A 20,105-nucleotide genomic window follows, 5' to 3' on the forward strand; every position below is an offset into this window, starting at 1 on the left:
GTTTGTTCTATTAAACTAATAATTGGGCAAACTCAATATAGTTAAAAAGGTTTTTAAGAATCTTTTTTAAGCAAATCAATGAAACAAATTCTTCTCGTTTTTATAGGTGGTGGAACTGGTAGTATAGCCCGTTATTTAATTAGCAAATACCTTAACAGTAGTTCTTCTGGAATTCCATACGGAACTTTTACTGCTAATATTCTGGGCAGTCTTTTTATAGGTATTATCCTAGGGCTTGCACTTAAGAATAATGTGATTTCGCAAAACGCAGTTACTTTATTAGCTACTGGTTTTTGTGGAGGTTTTACTACATTTTCTACTTTTGCTTATGAAAATCATATGCTACTTAAGTCTGGAGATCTTATCAATTTTTTTATCTACGCTATTGGATCCTTTGTTATGGGGTTTCTTTTTGTTTTTTTAGGAATGTTTCTGGTTAAATAACACTTCAAAAATTCTCTTTAATTTATCTAACAAGATTTCTACTTTGTCAATTTATAACAAAGTAATTATCAAAAAAAACACAGCACCCAATCATTACAAGAGGATGCCGTGCATTATTCAAAATAGGAGACTTATTTGGCTAACTCAAAATGTTTGTAAAAACAAAGTTTAATGGAATCACATAACATTTAATGCTCTTATTCTGATTACTATTAATTTTTATTCTTCTATTTATTTCATTTATAATGGATATGTATCGATCTTAACGTATCTATGACATGACATACGATTGGTTTAACAATTTATTTGTTATTCCCAAATTCATATTTAGCATATCAAAGATGCTTCTCTTCTAATAAATATTTATTGAATTAATCATTTAGCTTAGGTATAGTTTTTATATTATGATTACATAAAATTTTATGCCATTTTCTAAATGATTTTATGCTTATTATGTGTGAAGATTTGTAATTTTTGACTATCGGTTGAAAAACATCACTAAGAATTCAACCTAAAACATAGATTGTTTCTAGTAACACTTCATCAACTTATAACTTTAACTTTTTTTAAATATCGATAAGGATTAAAGAATAATGAGATTTAAATCTCATTATTCTTTAATTTATCCTTTTTTATAAAATAATTTGATTACTATTTATTGTTTAGTAAATCTATAGGTTGTCTGTACAGGACCTGAACCACAATCATTCTGAACATCATTACTAAAAGTAACCTCAAATACAGAATCATCATTAGGATCATAATTAGCATGACCACTTGTACTTGGTCCAAACCAATCTGTACCAGTATTACAAGCACAATTTGTATTTTGAACAGGCACTACCGTTTCATTACATACTAGATTAAAAGTAAAAGGTATAGGATTAGAACAGAAATTAGGGAAATTAACAGTATTAAATACTCTTGTTAATCCATCTGCTGTAACTTCAATAATACCTCCATTATCTAGTGTCGGTCCACTAAACGGTAAAAAAGGTGTTATTTCATCTATTCTATACATTCCTGTAAAAAGTGCTTCATCAACCGGACAAACCTGAAAAACATTAACAGTTAAACTCTCTGTTTCTGTAACATAATCTGGTCCTTCATTAATTCTTAAAACTAATTTTTCTGGCGTTGTAGTCACATTATCATCAACTCCATTTATTGTAAAAGTACCATTATATGCATTTGCTGGTACTACAATAGATCCAAAAGAGTATGAAGAAGCTCCTGCTGTTGTTTCATCTTCTACAACAGTTACATTAAAAGTTCTTTCTGATGTACTTAATGTAGTAACATTTACAGTAATATCTACAGATCCAGTAGCATCTATCTCAATAGGAAGATCCACTGTATTAGATGAAAACGCAACCAATGTTTGGCTTCCATCAAAGATTATTTTATCCTCTTCACAAGAAGATAAAACAATCGTCATTAGCATTGCTATTAAAAAATATTTTTTCATAATTCTTATTTCTTCTTTATTAGTACCCTGGGTTTTGTTGCGCACGCAAACCTGGATTCGCATTTAACTCTCTAAGCGGAATAGGTAATGTAAACCTATGATCAGTTGCAGGCAATGTACAAGCTCCATTAAATGCGCAATCTAGCGGATCTTTTAACACTCCTTGACCAGCGCGCTCACCTAATCTTTTTAAATCAAGATATCTGTGCCCCTCAAAGGCAAGCTCAATACGTCTTTCGTTCAAAACAGCAGCAAAAGCTTCTGTTTGATTTGCATATACTGGTAACGTCTGATCACTTCCAAATCTAGCGTCTCTTAATTGTTTGATATAAGAAGCAGTAGAATTACTAGCACCATTGATATTTCCAGCATCTGCGCTCGCTTCTGCAAGTATTAATAACATTTCAGAAGATCTGAATATTTTAAGATCGTTCATCAATGGCTGATTGTCAGAACCTGGGTATTTTCTGATTACCAACACATCTTCGTTTGCAAAATCTGCAGCGTTTTGATAATCTGGAGAGATTATTGAAGAAGGCGCGATATTTACATTAAATCTTATATCACTTGGATCTAGCAAGTTAAATAATGATCTTCCCATTTCAAAATAAGGACCACCATCAATTGTTGCATTGGTAAAAGCAAATCTTGCACCAGCCCATCCACCGGCAGCTATACTACCAGTTGCTCCCTGACCATCATAAGCATCACCTACAGCACGTTCAAATTTAAATATGATTTCAGTATTATTAGTATCTAAAAACATACTAACATACTGTCCTCTATCTGCAATAGGGTATGATGTTAAAAGTTGATTTGCATATGAAGCTGCTGCGGTATATTGCCCACGATATGTAGCTATTCTAGCTCTTAAGGCCGTTATAAAGTCCTGAGATACAAATGTTGTACTAGATTGTGTACTCAATAAATTTTCTGCAGTATTTAAATCCGATTCAATTAAAGCAAAAACTTCTGCATTTGTATTTCTTAATAATTGTTGATCAATTCCTGGTACAAAATCTACTGCAATAACACCTAGTGCATTATCATCAGTAAGATCAGGAGAATAATACGATAATAATTTAAAGTGAGAATACGCTCTTAGTGCATATACTTGTCCTAATATATTATCATATTCTTCCTGCTCATCAGTTTCAGGTGTTACAAACTCTGCTCCGGCTATTAACCTGTTTACCCTGTTGATCTCAAAGTAACCATTTGCCCAAAAGACATCAGCCGACGTTGATGTAGCATCTAATTGAAATGTATAATCAACAAGTCCTTGTCCACCACTTTCTATTCCTATAGAAACTTCATCAGTAAACACTGCTGAAAGTGCTATATCCGGCGTACCATCATATGCGATATACACACCGCTTAATCCATCTCTCAAATCCTGCAAACTTTGAAAAGCTACATCAGGAGTGATTCGTCCTACCTGTTCTATATCTATGGCATCTTCACAACTTGAAAGAAACCCTACACAAAGTATTAGTATAAATCTTAATGTTTTCATTACTATATTTTTTTATAATCCTAATTCAATTCCAAATGATAATATTCTTGGTGTCGGATATGTTCTTGTACCTAAACGAGCTTCTGCATCATACCCTCTCCATTCTGAAAATGTAAATAAATTTTCTCCTGTTCCAAATATTTTCAAGTTGTCAATTCCTGTTCCTTTCAAGAATTTTTTCGGGAACACATATCCTACGTTTAAGAAACGAAGTCTTAGATAATCAGAACTTCTTAAAAATCTATCTGAAGCAAAATCCAGGTTTGTAGCATCTAAACTTGGCACGTCAGTAATTCTGTTATCTGGAGTCCAAGCATTAAGGATATCACCTGATAACTGAAAGTCACCGATAAGATCTCTATCTATAAAACCAGCATAATCAAAATCAAATCTATCAACTCCGATCACATAGTTCCATTGTGTAGTTAAATAAAAACCTTTATAGCTGATATCAAATCCAAAATTACCAGAAGCATCAGGTGTATTATTTTTTCCTGTCCATACTGCATCTCTATCAAAATCTGGATTTTCAGTCAGATTACCATTTACATCCAAAAACAATAAGTTACCATTAGCTGGGTTTACACCTGCATAACGCACTGTCTTCACTTCATTAATTCTTCCTCCATTTCGACCGATACCTAAAATCTCTCCAGTTTCTGATGGTAAGTTGGCCAATTCATTTTCATTGTAGTTACCTACAAAGTTTAAGGTTACTCTTAGGTCTTGGTTTTTAACAAGATCATAAGCTAACGTCCAATCTACACCAGTATTGGTTAATTCTCCAACATTTGCATTTACCGCTCCTTGACCGTTTATAAGTGAAATAGGTAAGGATTGAAATAAATCGTCTGTCTTTTTTCTATAAACATCAATACTACCTCTAAGTCTGCTATTGAATACCCCAAAATCTACACCGATATTAGTTTGGGTTACTTCTTCCCATTTTAGAGTATTAACTCCTATTTGATTTGAAAAGATCGCATTTGCACCTCCGTAACCTTGACCAGTTCCAAAGAAAGAGAATGGTAAATCTGCTCCAGAGAAGTATGTATTACCAGTAATTCTTTGGTTACCTGTAGTACCGTAAGAAACTCTTAATTTTAAATCATTGATTACAGAATCTCCCATAAAATTCTCATTGGAAATATTCCATCTTGCACCAACAGAGTAAAAAGTACCCCATCTGTTTGTAGTAGCAAATCTATATGAAGCATCACGTCTTACAGTCGCAGAAACACCAAATTTACTATCATAATCATAATCTACATTACCGAAATATGAAAACAGTCCAGCATCTAATCTATTAGAATTTGCTTGATCTACGAAGAAATCATTATCTCCATTATCATCTACAAAACCACTACCATCTCCTGGGAAAAATGTTCTTGGATTTAAACCATTTGCTCTAAAACCAAATGTACGGAAGTGTGCTTTAAAGTAATCAATATAAGCACTAGCATCTACAGTATGTCTTCCAAAAACTTTGTTATAGTTTAACGAAGTTGTACTATTAAATGAAAAGTTTCTAGTAGATTGTTGATCCTGAAAACCAGGAGTTGTATTTCCGTTCTGAGCAAAACGTAATGAGTTTCTAGAGTCTGGCCCTTCAGATTGGAAGAATGTAATACTTTCATAATCCCCACCAACATTGATCTTAGCCGTTAAGTTTTCAAGTATCTCATAATCTGCTGAAAATCCAGCAATAATTTTAACTTCTTCTTCTAACAGATCATAGGTTCTTAACCTATCTATAATATATAAAGGAGTAAACGCTAATTGAAAATCTTGTGCCAAAACAGCTCCTCCTGGGTAATCTTCTGGAGTAAAGTACGGCAATGAAGAGTTAGCACCATAGAATGGGTTTCTGTTTACCGCTGTACTTCCTACATCACCAGCAAGATCACTTTTAGAATAATTGGCAGTAAAACTAGACGCATAATTAAATTTTCCGTTTTGAGAAGTACCATTTATATTATTTCTTAAGTTAAAACGTTTTAACCCAGTATTTCTTAATATACCTTCTTGATCAAAATATCCTAATGAAGTAAATGATGATGTATTCTCTCCACCTTGAGTAAAGGATACATTATGACTTACTGTTCTAGCAGTTCTTAAAAAGAAATCTAACCAATCTGTTTCTGGTTGTGCTGCAATCTCAGCATCAGTCAATGGTCCACCATTAGCACCACCTGTGCCTCCTCTTCCAACTCCTCTTTCACGCTCTAATCGTAAATATTCTGGAGTAGACAATAGATTATAATCTTGTCCTTGCAATGTTGCAAAACTTTGAGTACCGGTATATTTAACTTTTAAACCAGAACCTTTAGATCCTCTTTTAGTTTTTATAACGATCACACCATTAGCTCCTCTACTACCAAAAATTGCAGTACCAGCAGCATCCTTAATAACGGATATAGAAGCGATGTCATTAGGGTTTAAACTTCTAAAGTTATCCTCATTAATAGGAATTCCGTCCATTAAAAATAATGGTTCTGTGTTTCCGTTTATCGAACTGACACCTCTTATCTGCACTAAAGAATTTGCTCCAGGTTGTCCACTCGCCGTAGAGATATCCAATCCAGCAACCTGACCTGAAAGGCTTTGAATAGTACTAGCATTAGGCCTGTTTTCAAGAGATTCAGCACTAACCGTTACCGCCGATATTACTGACTTCGTTTTAGGCCTGGTTCGATACCCTTCAATAACAACTTCTTCTAAGGCAGCAACATCTTCTTCTAACGCTACATTGATTGTTGTATTATCGCCTATAATCACCTCAGTATCTTGCATTCCTAAGAATGAAAATACGATAATCTGTCCTTTAGATGCTTTAATAGTATAATTACCATCAAAATCTGTTTGGACCCCATTTGTTGTATTTTTAATAACAACATTAACTCCTGGCAATGGCATATTATCCAAAGCTGCGGATACATTACCAGAAATGGTTCTTTCTTGTGCATAACTAAAATGTGTCACAAGCATCAGTAATAGCACTGATAAATTAACAATTTTTGTTCTCATACCTAATATTTACATAATTATTTCAGCTGTGAAATTGTTATATATTATTGGCAATTCAAACAATGATGAAGATATCAGATAAAATCATACCATAATCAGATAAAATAATATAAAAACACGTTTAAGTGCATTTTCAATTTTAACACTCTCTGGTGGGGTGTAAAAAAAATTATCTTTCAAATAAAATTTTGTTAAACTTTTTATTTCTTGTTTTTTAACAAAAAACCAAATAAAAATACATCATCTACAACCACATTTTTAACATCTTTCAATAAAAACCATAATTAAATTAATGACCTCATTCTGATCAAAATTTTCAAATGTTAATTAATTTAAGATTTCATTATAAGAACTAAATATTATGTTAAAATTTGTAGTGTTTTTCTTACTTTGTAAAACAAATTAATCTTATCTTAATCTTTTACCATTTTATAGGGCTCTTTATTTTCATTTTTAATACGTTTCTAACCATAATTTGTTTCATACCTCTTCCTAATATTTTTAGTTTTTTATCAAAAACCCCAAATAACCCATTTTTAATTTCCTAAAAAGTGATAAAATAAAAATTATACCCTAATTTTTATAGGGTATAAAATAATAAAATAATAAAAATTAACACATATACCCTATTTATAATAGGGTTAAAATTGTTTAATATAGTTTTGCTTCACCAATTAAAAACTATTAACAATTAATTTTTATTATGAAAACAAAAACCAAAACAAATCTTTTAAAAAAAGTTTGTCTTGTTGCCTTGGCTTTTATCAGCCTCACCACAATGGCTCAAGAAGAAGAAGAAAAATGGTTCGATAACTTTTCCATACATGGATCCATAGACGGATACTACAGATACAATATCGATGCCTCTAATCAAGCGACTGGTGTAGATGTAGATGGAGAAAATATTTTTGCAGCTCCAGGCACCTCTTTTGCAGATAAACCTGGTTTTGCGTTGGGTATGGCTAATCTTATATTGGGGTATGAAGGTGAAAAAGTAGGGTTTGTAGCAGATCTTGTATATGGACCAAGAGGTACAGACGCTGTTGGAAACAATTCAGGTTCAGAATCTGCCAGTATTGTGAATCAATTATATGTATACTGGAAGGTAAGTAAAAAAGTGAAATTAACTTTTGGTAATTTCAATACCTATTTAGGGTATGAGGCAATCTCTCCGACCGGAAATTTTAATTACTCTACTTCTTATATGTTCTCTAACGGACCTTTTTCTCATACAGGAATAAGAGCTGATTTTACTCTTAATGACAAATGGTCTGCAATGTTAGCAGTTATGAACCCAACAGATTTAACGGATTTCAATCCTCATGATACTTATATTATAGGAGCACAATTGGGATATACCGTAGATAATGGAAGTGCTTATCTTAATTTTAGATATGGAAATGAAGGCGCTCCAGGACCATCTGAACCCACGTTTCAGGCAGATCTTACTACAGGGTGGGATATAGATGAAAGTTTCTTTTTAGGATTTAACGGAACATATACTGATACGGATGGCTCTGGGTTTTATGGAGCAGCTCTTTATCCTCAATACAAAACTTCAGAAAAATTTGCATTAGGACTTAGAGGTGAATATTTTAATGTATTTACTGATGTAGATGCAATAGATGATGTAGATGTTATTGCTGTAACACTAACGGGAAGTTATGATGTTGGTGATTTAACATTAAAACCCGAATTAAGAATAGACTCATCTGATGATGCTTTTGTTAACAAAGACCTCGAAACAAGTAGTAATCTCTCTTCTTTTGTATTAGGAGCAATCTATAAGTTTTAATATATTTTTTATTCAAGAAGTAAAGCGTGCAATTATTGTGCGCTTTACTTATTCTCTGGATATTTATTATACGCCTTAACTCCTACTGGTAATTCAAGTTCTAAATGATTCTCAATCGGAGGAATTGGACAAGAGTATCGTTCGTTATATGCACAATAAGGATTATAGGCGGTATTAAAATCAATTATAATGATTTCATCCTCAGGAATTCTTAAATCCAAAAACCTTCCTCCTGCATATGTTGTTTTTCCATTTGATAAATCAGTAAAAGGAAGAAATAAATAATCCTCATACTCTGGTTGCGTTTTTAACCCTTGATTTTGATAAATATTCAACACCCACTCCTTGTTTTCAACCATAAAATGAGCTTCTCCATATTTAACATACAGTGGTTCTCTATTGGTTGTCGTTTGCATGATAAAAGGAGTCTCAAAAGGTGTACGAATAAATTTTGCTGTAATACTTAAGGTAGTATCGATATCAAAAAATTCTAAACGGTCAAAACTCTCAAGATCTTTAGGAGTTAAAGGAGAAGTTTCTTCTGTTGCAAATTTTTTGTTGAGTTCTTCTTGAAATGACAATACTCTTTTTATTGCTGTAGAATCCTGAGCAATTATATTTCCGAAGAAAAAAATGAATAAAAAAGATAACTTATACACTGACCCCTAGTTTTTTGCAAAAGTACAAACCATAATTAAGAAACTAGTTAAAATTGATGAAATTGTAAGCGGTTTTTTTAGATAAAGTGCTACTTTTATCGATTTTTATCACAAAACCTAATCCAATCTTCATCTTGAAAAAACTACTATCTCATTATATTGACTCTTTTTCTGGTTTATCGAGAGAAGTTTGGTGGTTAGCCTTGATCACATTGATCAATAGAGCTGGAGCCATGGTTATTCCTTTTTTATCTTTATACCTAAATGACGATCTATGCTTTTCTAAAGCACAAATCGGTTGGGTTATGACCAGTTTTGGACTTGGATCATTCTTTGGTGCTTGGTTAGGAGGAAAATTAAGTGACCTTATAGGGTATTATAAAGTAATATTAGGCTCTCTAGTCTTAACAGGGCTTTCTTTTTTAGTGATACAACATTTCACTACCTTCTGGAGCATATGTATTGGTTTTTTTATAATCATTGCCATTGCAGATGCAGCCAGACCAGCTTTCTTTGTGGCACTAAGTGCTTATAGTAAACCGGAAAATAAAACTCGTTCTTTAACTTTTATCAGACTTGCCATTAACCTTGGTTTTGCTGCTGGACCAGCATTAGGTGGTTTAATCATTGCCTCTGCAGGGTATTATGGTTTATTTTGGATAGACGGAATCACGTGTATTATAGCTGGAGTAGTTATGATGCGAACTCTTCATCCTAAAAAAGCCCGAGAGCTTGATAAAGAGATTCCCGTAGAAAATCCGATCTCTCCGTATAAAGATTATACTTATATTTTATTTTTGATAGCATTAACCTTATTTGGTTTTATTTTTGTCCAATACTTTTCTACACTCCCTTTATATTATGACGAAATACATTATCTATCTAAGAAACAAATAGGGTTATTGTTGGCACTAAATGGAGTATTGATTTTTCTTTTTGAAATGCCTTTAATAGCGTATTTAGAAAAAATAAGTATCTCCAAAATTGCTCATGTCATTAATGGTTTTATACTTACCGGGATAAGTTTTGCAATCTTACTTATAACTCCGTGGGCGGGTATTCTTGTAATTGGCATGATAATAGCCACCGCTGGTGAAATGATTGCTTTCCCCTTTGGGAATGCTCTTGCACTGGATAGAGCAAAAAAAGGAAGACAAGGTTCGTATATGGGCTTGTATAGCATGTCATTTTCTGTTGCTCATATTTTTGGTCACAACTCAGGAATGCAATTAATCGCTAACTTTGGATATGATATGAGTTGGCTAATTATGACTTTTATTGCCGTTTTAGGAATAATTTTATTATGGGTAGTAAAAAAGAAAATCAATCGCGAGTAAGAGGTTCAAAATCTATTAAACTAAAAATTATAGTTAATGAAAAAAATACTGTTTGTTATTACCACTATACTATTTTTTAATTGCAATAACCTAAAGAAAGATAAGGAATCATTTTCTGAGACTAATACCGCTATTACGACAGAAAAAAAGAAATTTCCCAAGCTAGAATCCAACAGGTATAATGTAGCTTTTCTTATTATGGACGGCACTTATAATACAGAATTCACAGCTCCCTTTGATATTTTTCAACACACGCAATACCGTAAAAACATTAAACAGATGAATGTATTTACGGTAGCTAATACCGATGAACCTATTACAACTTTTGAAGGAGTAAAAATAATACCTGATTTTAACTATAGTAAAGATTCATTACCTCGAATTGATATTTTAGTAATACCAAGTGCAGAACATCATCTGGACACTGACCTGGAAGATATGCCTATGATTAACTTTGTAAAAAACGTTGATAAAACTGCTTTATTTATGACATCTCATTGTGATGGGGCATTTGTACTTGCAAAAGCAGGAGTTCTAGAGAATAAAGTATCTACCACATTTCCTAGTGACATAGATAAAATGCGTGAGATGTTTCCGGATTTAGATATTCGTAAAGAAGTATTATTTGTTCATGATGAAAAATATATTACTTCTGCTGGTGGTGCTAAAAGTTTTGAAGCTGCCTTATACTTATGTGAACATCTCTATGGAGCAGAAATTGCTAGATCTCTTGCTAAAGGATTAGTAATTGATTGGAACCTGGATAATGTACCTCACCTTATTATCTCAAACCAAAAGTAAACAACTTGAATTTGGGATAGTTATTAAATGATAAAAAGTCGTCAAATTGAGTGATTTTCTACAGAAGATTGTATCGAAGACAAGTAAATTTTCTTATCCCGAAATCACGTTAAATAAGACCTTTAAAATATAAAAAAAGAAAAGCGTTCTTAGGTAGAGAACGCTTTTTTATTTTGGGGCGAATTAGGTACTCTCTTCAGTTTATAGATTTGGGGTCCTTAACCAATGTCCTCACACTTAATTCAACCCTAATGCTTTAAAAATCATCACTTATCTTATTATCGTCATAATTGTCAAAAACGACAATCTTACAAAACATTAGTATCCTTTAATGATGTTACTAATATATAAAATTAATAAGATAAAAAGCAAATAAAATCGATGAAATACACAAATTTAACAAAAATAAGATGTTACTTATCTTTAATCGAAGGTTGAATATTACATTTAATATAAATTATGCGATCAGATTTATTATTCATAAAAAAAGCGCTCCTTTTACAGAACGCTTTTTTTATTGGGCAAACTTCGTACTCTCTTTAGCTTCAAGATCTGGGGTCTTTCAGACTAATGTCCTCACACTTAATTTGGCCCTGATGTATTCCAAACTAATATTTTAAAACCGTATCGTCACACAGCTTAAAATGTTAATTGGGATGATACATCAGTGTGTCTTTTTTACTGGTGTAAATATAGAGTAAAAAAAATGTATTGACAAAAAATACAACGATAAAAAACTAATAAAATCGATTAAATACACAAAAAACATTGTTTTAACCTTATTTTTGGAAGAGATACTTAGCTTTACCTAAATGTTTTTTTATAATTCTGTTGAAATCTTTAGATAATTTTAAAGAAAGTGTACCTTCTATAGTATAAAGTGCTTCATAATCTTTATACCCATTTTTCAATAGCTTTTCTAAATAAAATATTGCTGTCTCGTAATCTTGATCTTGTGCACTTAAGGAAATGATCATCCGATACGATTCAAAATCCTTTTTATCAATAATAGTACTTAGAATATGCAGAAACATCCTTTTGTCAATATCCCCTGCTTTTTCTGAAAATTCTGCTGTATGACTCTCTACCAAATACTTAAGATATCCTTTTGTCCTATAAGCCATCAAACTGGCATATTTTTCTTTATTATTAAAAAGCGTATCTAGTTGTGATACCTGGTACTGCCACCACCCAAGATTATCATAATTCTTATCCTCTACATCTTCATCTATAGACAATGCATAATTCTCTCTTAAAACATTTTCTTGATAATAGTATTTTGACTGTAGTTTCTTTTGTCTTCTATATTGATTTGATTTTCTAATTTCTTTTTGCCTCTCTTTAAGAGAATCTGTATCAAAAAAGTGATGGTATATCGATCGTATTCGGTTTAACTCTTCAAATGCAGAAATGTATTCTCTTTGTTGTATATAAGTATCAACTTGTTTTAAATCTACTTTATATTGGTTTTTAATCCAGACAGAATCTTTTGGTATTCTTCCCTTTAAGATTGCTTGTAAATTAAAAATCGCTAATGCTTTTTTAAGAACTTCTGTTTTTGGCACTTCTGAGTTTCCTTCAAAAGCAAAAACATTTGCGGGAATTGTTTTTCGTTTTAAATAATTCTTATTATTCAAAAAATTTTGATACCTAAAGTTTTTTGTATTAACAATTCCTATATGAGTAAAATTCTTTTCTAATCTTACACCAGGGGTATAGTAATAACCATCACCCATAACAATTACTCCAAAAACATCTTTAGGATATAATGCAGGAAGTAATCCTGCTAATCTTGCATCATCTTTTATTCCTGTCACATATACTCTACCTGTTTGAATGGGGAAAAGAGAAAAAATGTGATTCATAAAAACAGGAACATATTCGGCTTTTTGTTTAGCATTTTGTTCTTTTGAAAAATTGGTAATAGCAATAATATAACCATATTCTTCTGCGGCAGACATATATAGTTTTGCTATTCGATCAGCTTTACCTGTAGAATCAAAACCTAATAATACAGGCCATTTTTTATTTACATCAAAAGATTTTGGAACATAAACACTGTAATTATTAGTAGTAGATGGAACTGTGAGAGAATCTATTACAGTTCCTTTTTTAAGCTTTAAAGTATTTTGACTATATGCTATTGTGGTAAGACAAAGAACAAAACAGTAAAGGTATTTTTTTAGTATTTGTAATTTCACGTGTGGTATCATTTATCTCTAATATGCAACAAAAAAAGTGCCATATAAAATGTTTCCAAAAACAAAAACATACTGTTGCGTTCTATTTAATTGTAAAGCTATAGAGAGTTTAATATAAAACTGCATTTCATTTAAAAAAAACGAAATGCAGCTTTGCTTAACAATTACATCCTGAACATTCACATCCTACACAAGAGCAATTTGCACATTGCCCTTCTATGCAGCTAGAACAAGTACAGGTACATTTTTTATTTTTCATGGGCTTTTATTTTTGAATATTATACATTTAGAAAATTCTTTTCAAGATATTTCTTTCTATAAATTTAAAAAACATTACTCAAATCTACACAAAAAAACGCCTGAATAACTCCAGGCGTTTTTATCTTTCCCTTGTACTCTCTTTAGTTTTTCCCAACTAATGTCCTCACACAAGATCCAGATGAATCTTTATACAAATAAATGCAAATCTTATGCCAAAACCATAAAAAAATTGTTTATTTAACTTGATCTCTTGTAATTGGGTTATTTTCTATTAGGTCAGAAAGTATAATATGGGTTTTAACTTCTCCATATGTAATTAATCTATCAATAAACTCCTGAAGATGCATTTGATCAAGTAATACGACCTCCATAATTATGTTTTCATTACCAGTAATTCGATAACAATTTAGCACCTCTCTAAATTCTGAAACCTTGGATAAAAAAGGTTTCAATCGCCCCATAAATGCTCTTAAAGTAATAATTGCTTTTAACTGATAACCTGTTTTAGAATAAGAAACTTCGGCCTTATATCCTTTTAGGATTCCATAATCCTCTAGTTTCTTAATACGCTCTGCAACGGCAGGAGAACTGAGGCCCACTTCTCTTCCTATTTCGGCGTTTGATAATCTTGCATTCTCCTGCAAGCATTTTAAAATTTCCCAGTTTATAGAATCTATTTTCATTTTAAAAGAAAAAGAGAAATATACATAATTTATTAAAGCAAATATACAATTTGACTTTAATTTCAAAAGTAAAAATAGTAAAAATACCATTAATTTTGATTTATAATAATTATGGAAAGGAAGCCTCGAAATAAAAAACTGTATAAAAAAGCAATTGAAATATTTACGTTATCTCGTAGTATTTCTAATTACCTTGTTCAAGACCTTGCTACATTACAAAATAATGGGAGTGAGAATCCTCATATTTATTTTACTGGTGATATTATTAGACAATCTGATGATCTGGTTCCTAGAATCATTAAAGCTGAGAGTCAGGTTTTTCAAAATGATCGTATACGTCACGCAAATTCATTAATACGACTTACAAATCGATTATATAAAAATTGCGAACGTTTAGAGCAGACAGAAAGCAATGGCAAAGATTTTTTAATTATTCTTAGAAGAGAACTTAAGAAATTTAAGCATCTACAACGCAATTGGATGATGACGTTATAAAACGGATTATCTTGACTTACTCTATTTTTTAATTTTTGTTTTTAAAAATGCTTTTTCTTCTAAAGTGAGAACTACTGTATTGGTATTTATAATATTCGAAGGCAATGCTTTATAAATTGCTTTATCTAAATCTATTATTCCCTGTTTATCAACTTTTCTCTTTTTTGTTTCTTTAAGAACAAAAAGGTCATTTTTAAATTGAGTTGAATATTTTTTATTTTCAAAAGATAACAGCACATCTGCATCTATACTAAATCTGCTTAAGCTATATTTTCCGTTAGGACCTTTAGCAAATGTATGCCTGATTAGTTGTTTTTTTGTTTCATATTGATATTCTTTACCAGAAAAATCTGATGTTTTGCTTAGAATATCATTTCTTAGTTCTATCTCCTTAACAAACTCTATAACTGCTTTTGTTTTTTTATCAAAAACTATTTTTCCCTTAGTTCTATTTGCTACTTTATTAAAATTTTTCCAATCTGTTGTATAAGAAACCACTATTACATCTGATGATGAATTTTCTATCGTTTCTTCTATATGACCGGCATGTTTTAAAAAACCACCTATTGCAACATCAAGATATGAATTTGCCAATAAGCTTTTAGTGATGATGTGGCCACTTGCTTCTGGGTTTGCTATCCCGTCATTATTAATATCAAAGGCCAATGGTACATTTTTGTTATGACTAATAGCTCCTAGTTTTAACTTTGTGGTCTTGTCCAGTTTGCGATTATTCAAAGCAGCATCTTTTGTCCATAACTTAAGTTCTGACAAAATCAAACGATGTATCTCTCCATCAACTATAAGCTTTTCTTTAAAAGAACATTCTTTTTCTGTGCTATATGACACATATAAATTATAGTAGTTTTCTAATACATATTGCAATGCTTTCTTAAGGTTAAATGAATTAACAATTACTTCATCCAATCCAACATCAACTGGTTTTAAATAAAGAGTATTAGAAGATTTTATTTCTTGTAAAGTTAAGGTCAGCTCCTGATAATTAAGATGAGAAATTGTGAGTAATTCATCTTTTAGGATAACATCAACAACCCCATCTTCATTTGTATAACTACCTTCTTGTAGGGAAGCATAAAACGTATGTACTCCTTCTATAGGGAGGTTTGTATGTGAATCAATAACAGTTATCTTTTTTGTCTGGGATATCCCAAAATAAAAAGAAAACACTGTTAAAAATAAAAATTGCTTTATTCTTACATAATTCATTTAAGGTAGGTTATTGATAGCATTTGAAATCATCAAAAATACTGCCAAACTTCAAAATAATAATTCTTGAATTATTTATACTGTTTTCCATGCTTGATTACGATATCTACATCCTGAAGAATATTAATATGCCGTAACACATCTCCTTTTACAGCTATTATATCAGCGTATTTTCCTTCAGTAACTGTACCTACTTCATCTGCAACTCCCATCCATAGTGATGGCCAATATGTTGCTGCTCGTATTGCATACATAGGATCGATCCCAAATTCATTGACCCATACATCTAATTCGTTCCAGGTAGACTGACTATGAAATTTCATAGGGATACCACTATCTGTACCTATCATCAACACGACTCCGGCATCCATCAATTGTTTTATTTTGGTTTCCAATGTTGGTTTACGTACTGGTGTTAATTGAAAATAGGGTAAACGATCCTTATGCTTAAAGCTGTTTCTAATATCTGTAACAATAGTATCATGCAATCCTCTATGCCAGGAATCATTATCGAGATGCTCTCCGTTATCTCTTACATATTCATAATTATACAATCCTTCGACAGTTGGACACCAGAATAATGGTCCCAAATTCATCTGAGCGGTTCGTTCTTTAATAGCTTCCATAACATCATCAGGATATCTTGGAGCAGATGACAAGCCTGTATGCTCAAAACAATCCACATTTGCCCAAAGTCCCATTCTGATTTCTTGTGGTCGATGCCCGTGCGCTACCACTTTAAGATTATATTTATGTGCTGTATCTACCACAGCCTGTAATTCTGGCTTGGTCATCTGATCCTGATCAATCAATTTTATACAATCTACACCGGCATCAGCCAATTTCTTAATTTTCTTTTTAGCATCTTCTGCTCCATTGATTCCCCATCGAAACGCTTCTGTACCAGGATATGGTTTCTTTTGGATAAATGGTCCAGACACATATAAGGTAGCTCCAGGGATTTCACCTTTATTGATTCGATCTCTAACAGAGATACTTTCTTTTAAAGGGGCTCCCAAGTCTCTTGCACTGGTCACTCCTGCCATTAGTAATTGCTCTGCAGAAGAAGGCATAATCACATTTTCTAATAAAGGAGGATACGTTTTATCCCAATATGAGTAATCTGCATGCCCATTGATCATAGTATGTACATGCATATCCCAAAGACCAGGAAGTACAGACATTCCTTCTGTAGATATAACCTCTGCATTTTCTGGAATTTTTATGGTCTCTATTGTACCGACAGCTTTGATTTTTTCTCCTTCAATAATAATAACACTATTTTGGATTGGAGTTGATCCATATCCATCTATTAATGTTCCCCCAACCAAGGCCTTTGTTGAGTTTTGTTGTGCAAATGAAAATGTAGTAATGAATAGTCCTAGAAGTAATTTACGCATGATGAGTTGTGTTTTTCTAAAGATAAAGAAATTCAAAAAACTAAGGCGTAAATCATATTTCAGATATTCTCTTTTTATAACGTTTTAACTCTTCTTTCACTTTAGAACACAATAGAAACAATCCTATCATATTAGGTACCATCATAGCAAAAATCATGGCATCACTAAAATCAGTAACCGCCGTTAGCGTGGCCGCTGCTCCTATAACTGTAAAACAGCAGAAAAGAAACTTATATATGTATTCTGTTCGTTTATCTCTTCCAAAAAGGTAACTCCAGGCCTGATACCCATAATATGACCAGGATATCATTGAAGAGAAAGCAAAAAGTAATACAGCAATTGTAAGAAGGTAAGGAAACCAGGAAACACCACTCTCTAATGCTGATGCAGTAAGAAGAACTCCTTCTTCATAACTAACTTCGATTCCTGTATTTATTTGCCCAGTAATAATTAAAACCAAAGCAGTCATAGTACATACCACTACCGTATCAATAAAAGGTTCTAATAATGCAACTAATCCTTCACTCGCAGGAAAATTGGTTTTCACAGCACTATGCGCAATAGAAGAACTTCCTATTCCCGCTTCGTTGCTAAAAGCTCCTCGTCTAAACCCTTGTATTAAAACTCCAACAAAACCTCCTATTACTCCTTCAGAATGAAAAGCTCCTTCCCATATTGCTTGAAACGCCATAGGAATTGCTGAATTATATATCGCTAAAACTATTATCACCGATATTAAATAAACCAACACCATAAAAGGAACAATCTTATCGGTAACACTTGCTATTTTTTTAATTCCTCCAATAATAACAACACCTACCAAGATGGCCATTATTAATCCAAAAACCCATCCTTGTCCATAGATTATTGAATTTTCAGAAACAATAACATGATTAAATAATTTAAAAGCCTGATTTATCTGAAACATATTTCCACCGCCAAAAGATCCTCCTATACACATTATGGCAAAAAATATTGCCAAAATCTTACCTAACTTAGCATATCCTTTTTCACCTAATCCTTTACTCAGGTAATACATTGGGCCACCAAAAACTTTTCCTGTACTATCTACTTCTCTATATTTAACACCTAAAGTACATTCTACAAATTTTGATGACATTCCTAATACTCCTATAAGAATCATCCAAAATGTTGCTCCAGCGCCACCTATTGATAATGCAATCGCAACACCTGCAATATTACCAAGTCCAACGGTTGCCGAAACTGCAGTTGTTAATGCCTGAAAATGACTTACCTCTCCATTTATCTTGACATCATTTTTATTTATGGAGTTAGATGCTTCTTCAGACTTTTCCAGAGCATCATATTTACCTCGAACCACATTTATCGCAGTAAAAAAACTTCGAATGTTTACAAATTTGAAATAAATAGTAAAGTATCCCGCTCCTAATAACAGAACTACCAATACCCAAGGTACTCCGACTGATTCTGTAATTGGTATTTCGGCTAATATGGCATCAACAAACCAATCGGTTGCATTACCAAAGGCATCATTAATACGGTCATCAAGATTTTGATCTGAAATAATAAAAGGAAATAACATACATCTAATTTTCCAGCAAATTGCTTTAAAATCTAGTATGTCAAAAGGTTAAGCATTGTTCAAATTTTGTCCCTACAATGGTTAACCATAGGTTACGTATTGTCTTTGAGTGAGGTATATTTTAAAAAACTATTAGCCTTTGCAAAAGCTATTAATTGTTCTTTACCACTGGATCCACTGATATTAAGCATCTTTTTTATTTGATGCACATGGGTTTGAAATCCATCAGTACTTATATGCATTTCTTGAGCAATCTCTGTATAGGATTTATGATCTCCATAATGAGCAAGGTAGCCTAAAACTTCTTTTTGTCGTTCTGAAAACTCAATTCTGGAAGTAGCTTGTAAGGTTTCCAGGTTATTTTTCAAAACTCCGATTGTATGAATATGACTTTCATTTGCCAGTTGCAATTGTTTGTTTTCTTTTTGTAACTTGGATTTTTGAACTTCTAATTTCTGTACTAAATTTTGTTGCTGCTCATTTTCTGAGAGGAATTTCCAACTATATAATAAAATTGAAAACAACAAAATAAAAAGAAACTTGAATGATATTGCGGTAATACTACCAAGCACTCCCCAAAACTCCTGATCAATAAATTGCAATGCTCTATCCTGAGGTATAATACGATGAGAAACGGCAATGACTATTAGTATAAACAACACAAATGTAGGTAGATACATAAACTTCATTTGCCTACTCACAAATGCTTTATTTAATTCAAATAATAAAGAAATCGCTACTACCATAGAAATAGGTATGTCGATCAACCAGATAAAATTATTACTTATCTCAAGATTACCCCAAGATGATGCTATAAAGACAAAAGCGATCATCCCCAAAACTCCACAATACAAACTTATAAATTCGCGAACATTAAATCGCTCTACCATTCGTACTACGATTCCTGGCTTTTGTTGATGTTCTATAGAAGGAAGTGATAATATAATGCACAAAGAATTTGCTAATGAAATAAGTACTCCTAAATAAATCAATATTTTATTTGTTGAAATCCAGTGTAATCCAACAACAAAAATCAGATTGATCAAAGCTCCTAAACCCCATACAAATATTGCCAGACCAAACCATTTAATTCCTTCGATTGCTTTTTGGTCAGCTCCGCGGCGTTTCTCTTTACTAAAGATACGTTGGATCACAATTGAAGAAATAAGGCAGACAATGGCCGTTACGGTATATTCTATAGTAAGGAACACTTATTTTTACTTTTAT

Annotated in this window: 15 protein-coding genes; 5 read left to right on the forward strand and 10 right to left on the reverse strand. The window is 32.2% G+C overall.

What is annotated here, in order from left to right; genetic code table 11:
- Window positions 1-78 precede the first annotated feature (78 nt).
- Window positions 79-444: a fluoride efflux transporter CrcB gene (gene crcB / locus U0D62_RS00890; RefSeq protein WP_322193294.1), complete on the forward strand. Its 366-nt coding sequence runs from the start codon at window positions 79-81 to the stop codon at window positions 442-444.
- A gap of 655 nt (window positions 445-1,099) precedes the next feature.
- On the opposite strand, the gene U0D62_RS00895 is transcribed toward crcB, so the two are convergent.
- The 3 genes from U0D62_RS00895 to U0D62_RS00905 are packed head-to-tail and all read right to left on the reverse strand — an operon-like array spanning window position 1,100 to window position 6,455.
- Window positions 1,100-1,912, reverse strand: coding sequence for a hypothetical protein (locus U0D62_RS00895; protein ID WP_322193295.1), 813 nt, complete (start codon window positions 1,910-1,912; stop codon window positions 1,100-1,102).
- A gap of 19 nt (window positions 1,913-1,931) precedes the next feature.
- Window positions 1,932-3,428, reverse strand: a complete 1,497-nt coding sequence (locus tag U0D62_RS00900) for a RagB/SusD family nutrient uptake outer membrane protein (RefSeq protein WP_322193297.1) — start codon at window positions 3,426-3,428, stop codon at window positions 1,932-1,934.
- A gap of 12 nt (window positions 3,429-3,440) precedes the next feature.
- A complete protein-coding gene (locus tag U0D62_RS00905) occupies window positions 3,441-6,455 on the reverse strand; it encodes a SusC/RagA family TonB-linked outer membrane protein (protein WP_322193298.1) in 3,015 nt (1,004 codons plus the stop codon).
- Window positions 6,456-7,158: 703 nt separating this feature from the next.
- On the opposite strand from U0D62_RS00905, the gene U0D62_RS00910 reads away from it, so the two are divergent.
- Window positions 7,159-8,250 (forward strand): outer membrane beta-barrel protein, encoded by a 1,092-nt coding sequence (locus U0D62_RS00910; protein ID WP_322193299.1) that lies wholly within the window; start codon window positions 7,159-7,161, stop codon window positions 8,248-8,250.
- A gap of 44 nt (window positions 8,251-8,294) precedes the next feature.
- Here the strand turns inward: U0D62_RS00910 and U0D62_RS00915 are convergent, their stop codons facing one another.
- Window positions 8,295-8,909, reverse strand: coding sequence for a DUF1684 domain-containing protein (locus tag U0D62_RS00915; protein WP_322193300.1), 615 nt, complete (start codon window positions 8,907-8,909; stop codon window positions 8,295-8,297).
- 134 nt (window positions 8,910-9,043) lie between these two features.
- On the opposite strand from U0D62_RS00915, the gene U0D62_RS00920 reads away from it, so the two are divergent.
- Entirely contained in the window at window positions 9,044-10,246 is a 1,203-nt protein-coding gene (locus tag U0D62_RS00920) for an MDR family MFS transporter (RefSeq protein ID WP_322193301.1), read from the forward strand.
- A gap of 36 nt (window positions 10,247-10,282) precedes the next feature.
- Window positions 10,283-11,047, forward strand: coding sequence for a DJ-1/PfpI family protein (locus U0D62_RS00925; protein ID WP_322193302.1), 765 nt, complete (start codon window positions 10,283-10,285; stop codon window positions 11,045-11,047).
- Between the two features lie 779 nt (window positions 11,048-11,826).
- Here U0D62_RS00925 and U0D62_RS00930 read toward each other — a convergent pair.
- On the reverse strand, window positions 11,827-13,248 hold the full coding sequence (locus U0D62_RS00930; protein ID WP_322193304.1) for a hypothetical protein: 1,422 nt from the start codon (window positions 13,246-13,248) through the stop codon (window positions 11,827-11,829).
- 494 nt (window positions 13,249-13,742) lie between these two features.
- The gene (locus U0D62_RS00935; RefSeq protein ID WP_322193306.1) at window positions 13,743-14,192 is read right to left on the reverse strand and encodes an Lrp/AsnC family transcriptional regulator; all 450 of its coding nucleotides are present in this window, start codon (window positions 14,190-14,192) and stop codon (window positions 13,743-13,745) included.
- A 111-nt stretch (window positions 14,193-14,303) separates the two neighbouring features.
- On the opposite strand from U0D62_RS00935, the gene U0D62_RS00940 reads away from it, so the two are divergent.
- Entirely contained in the window at window positions 14,304-14,687 is a 384-nt protein-coding gene (locus tag U0D62_RS00940; RefSeq protein WP_322193307.1) for a hypothetical protein, read from the forward strand.
- 21 nt (window positions 14,688-14,708) lie between these two features.
- On the opposite strand, the gene U0D62_RS00945 is transcribed toward U0D62_RS00940, so the two are convergent.
- The 4 genes from U0D62_RS00945 to U0D62_RS00960 form a co-directional block, all read right to left on the reverse strand.
- Window positions 14,709-15,914 carry a peptidase associated/transthyretin-like domain-containing protein gene (locus U0D62_RS00945; RefSeq protein ID WP_322193308.1) on the reverse strand — a complete coding sequence of 402 codons (1,206 nt, stop codon included), beginning with the start codon at window positions 15,912-15,914 and terminating at the stop codon, window positions 14,709-14,711.
- Window positions 15,915-15,985: 71 nt separating this feature from the next.
- Entirely contained in the window at window positions 15,986-17,314 is a 1,329-nt protein-coding gene (locus tag U0D62_RS00950) for an amidohydrolase family protein (protein ID WP_322193309.1), read from the reverse strand.
- Window positions 17,315-17,366: 52 nt separating this feature from the next.
- A complete protein-coding gene (locus U0D62_RS00955) occupies window positions 17,367-18,878 on the reverse strand; it encodes an alanine/glycine:cation symporter family protein (protein ID WP_322193310.1) in 1,512 nt (503 codons plus the stop codon).
- Between the two features lie 92 nt (window positions 18,879-18,970).
- The gene (locus tag U0D62_RS00960; RefSeq protein ID WP_322193312.1) at window positions 18,971-20,089 is read right to left on the reverse strand and encodes a helix-turn-helix domain-containing protein; all 1,119 of its coding nucleotides are present in this window, start codon (window positions 20,087-20,089) and stop codon (window positions 18,971-18,973) included.
- Window positions 20,090-20,105: the final 16 nt, after the last annotated feature.

This window comes from Aquimarina callyspongiae (assembly GCF_034322225.1).
In the GTDB taxonomy this organism is placed as follows: Bacteria; Bacteroidota; Bacteroidia; order Flavobacteriales; family Flavobacteriaceae; genus Aquimarina.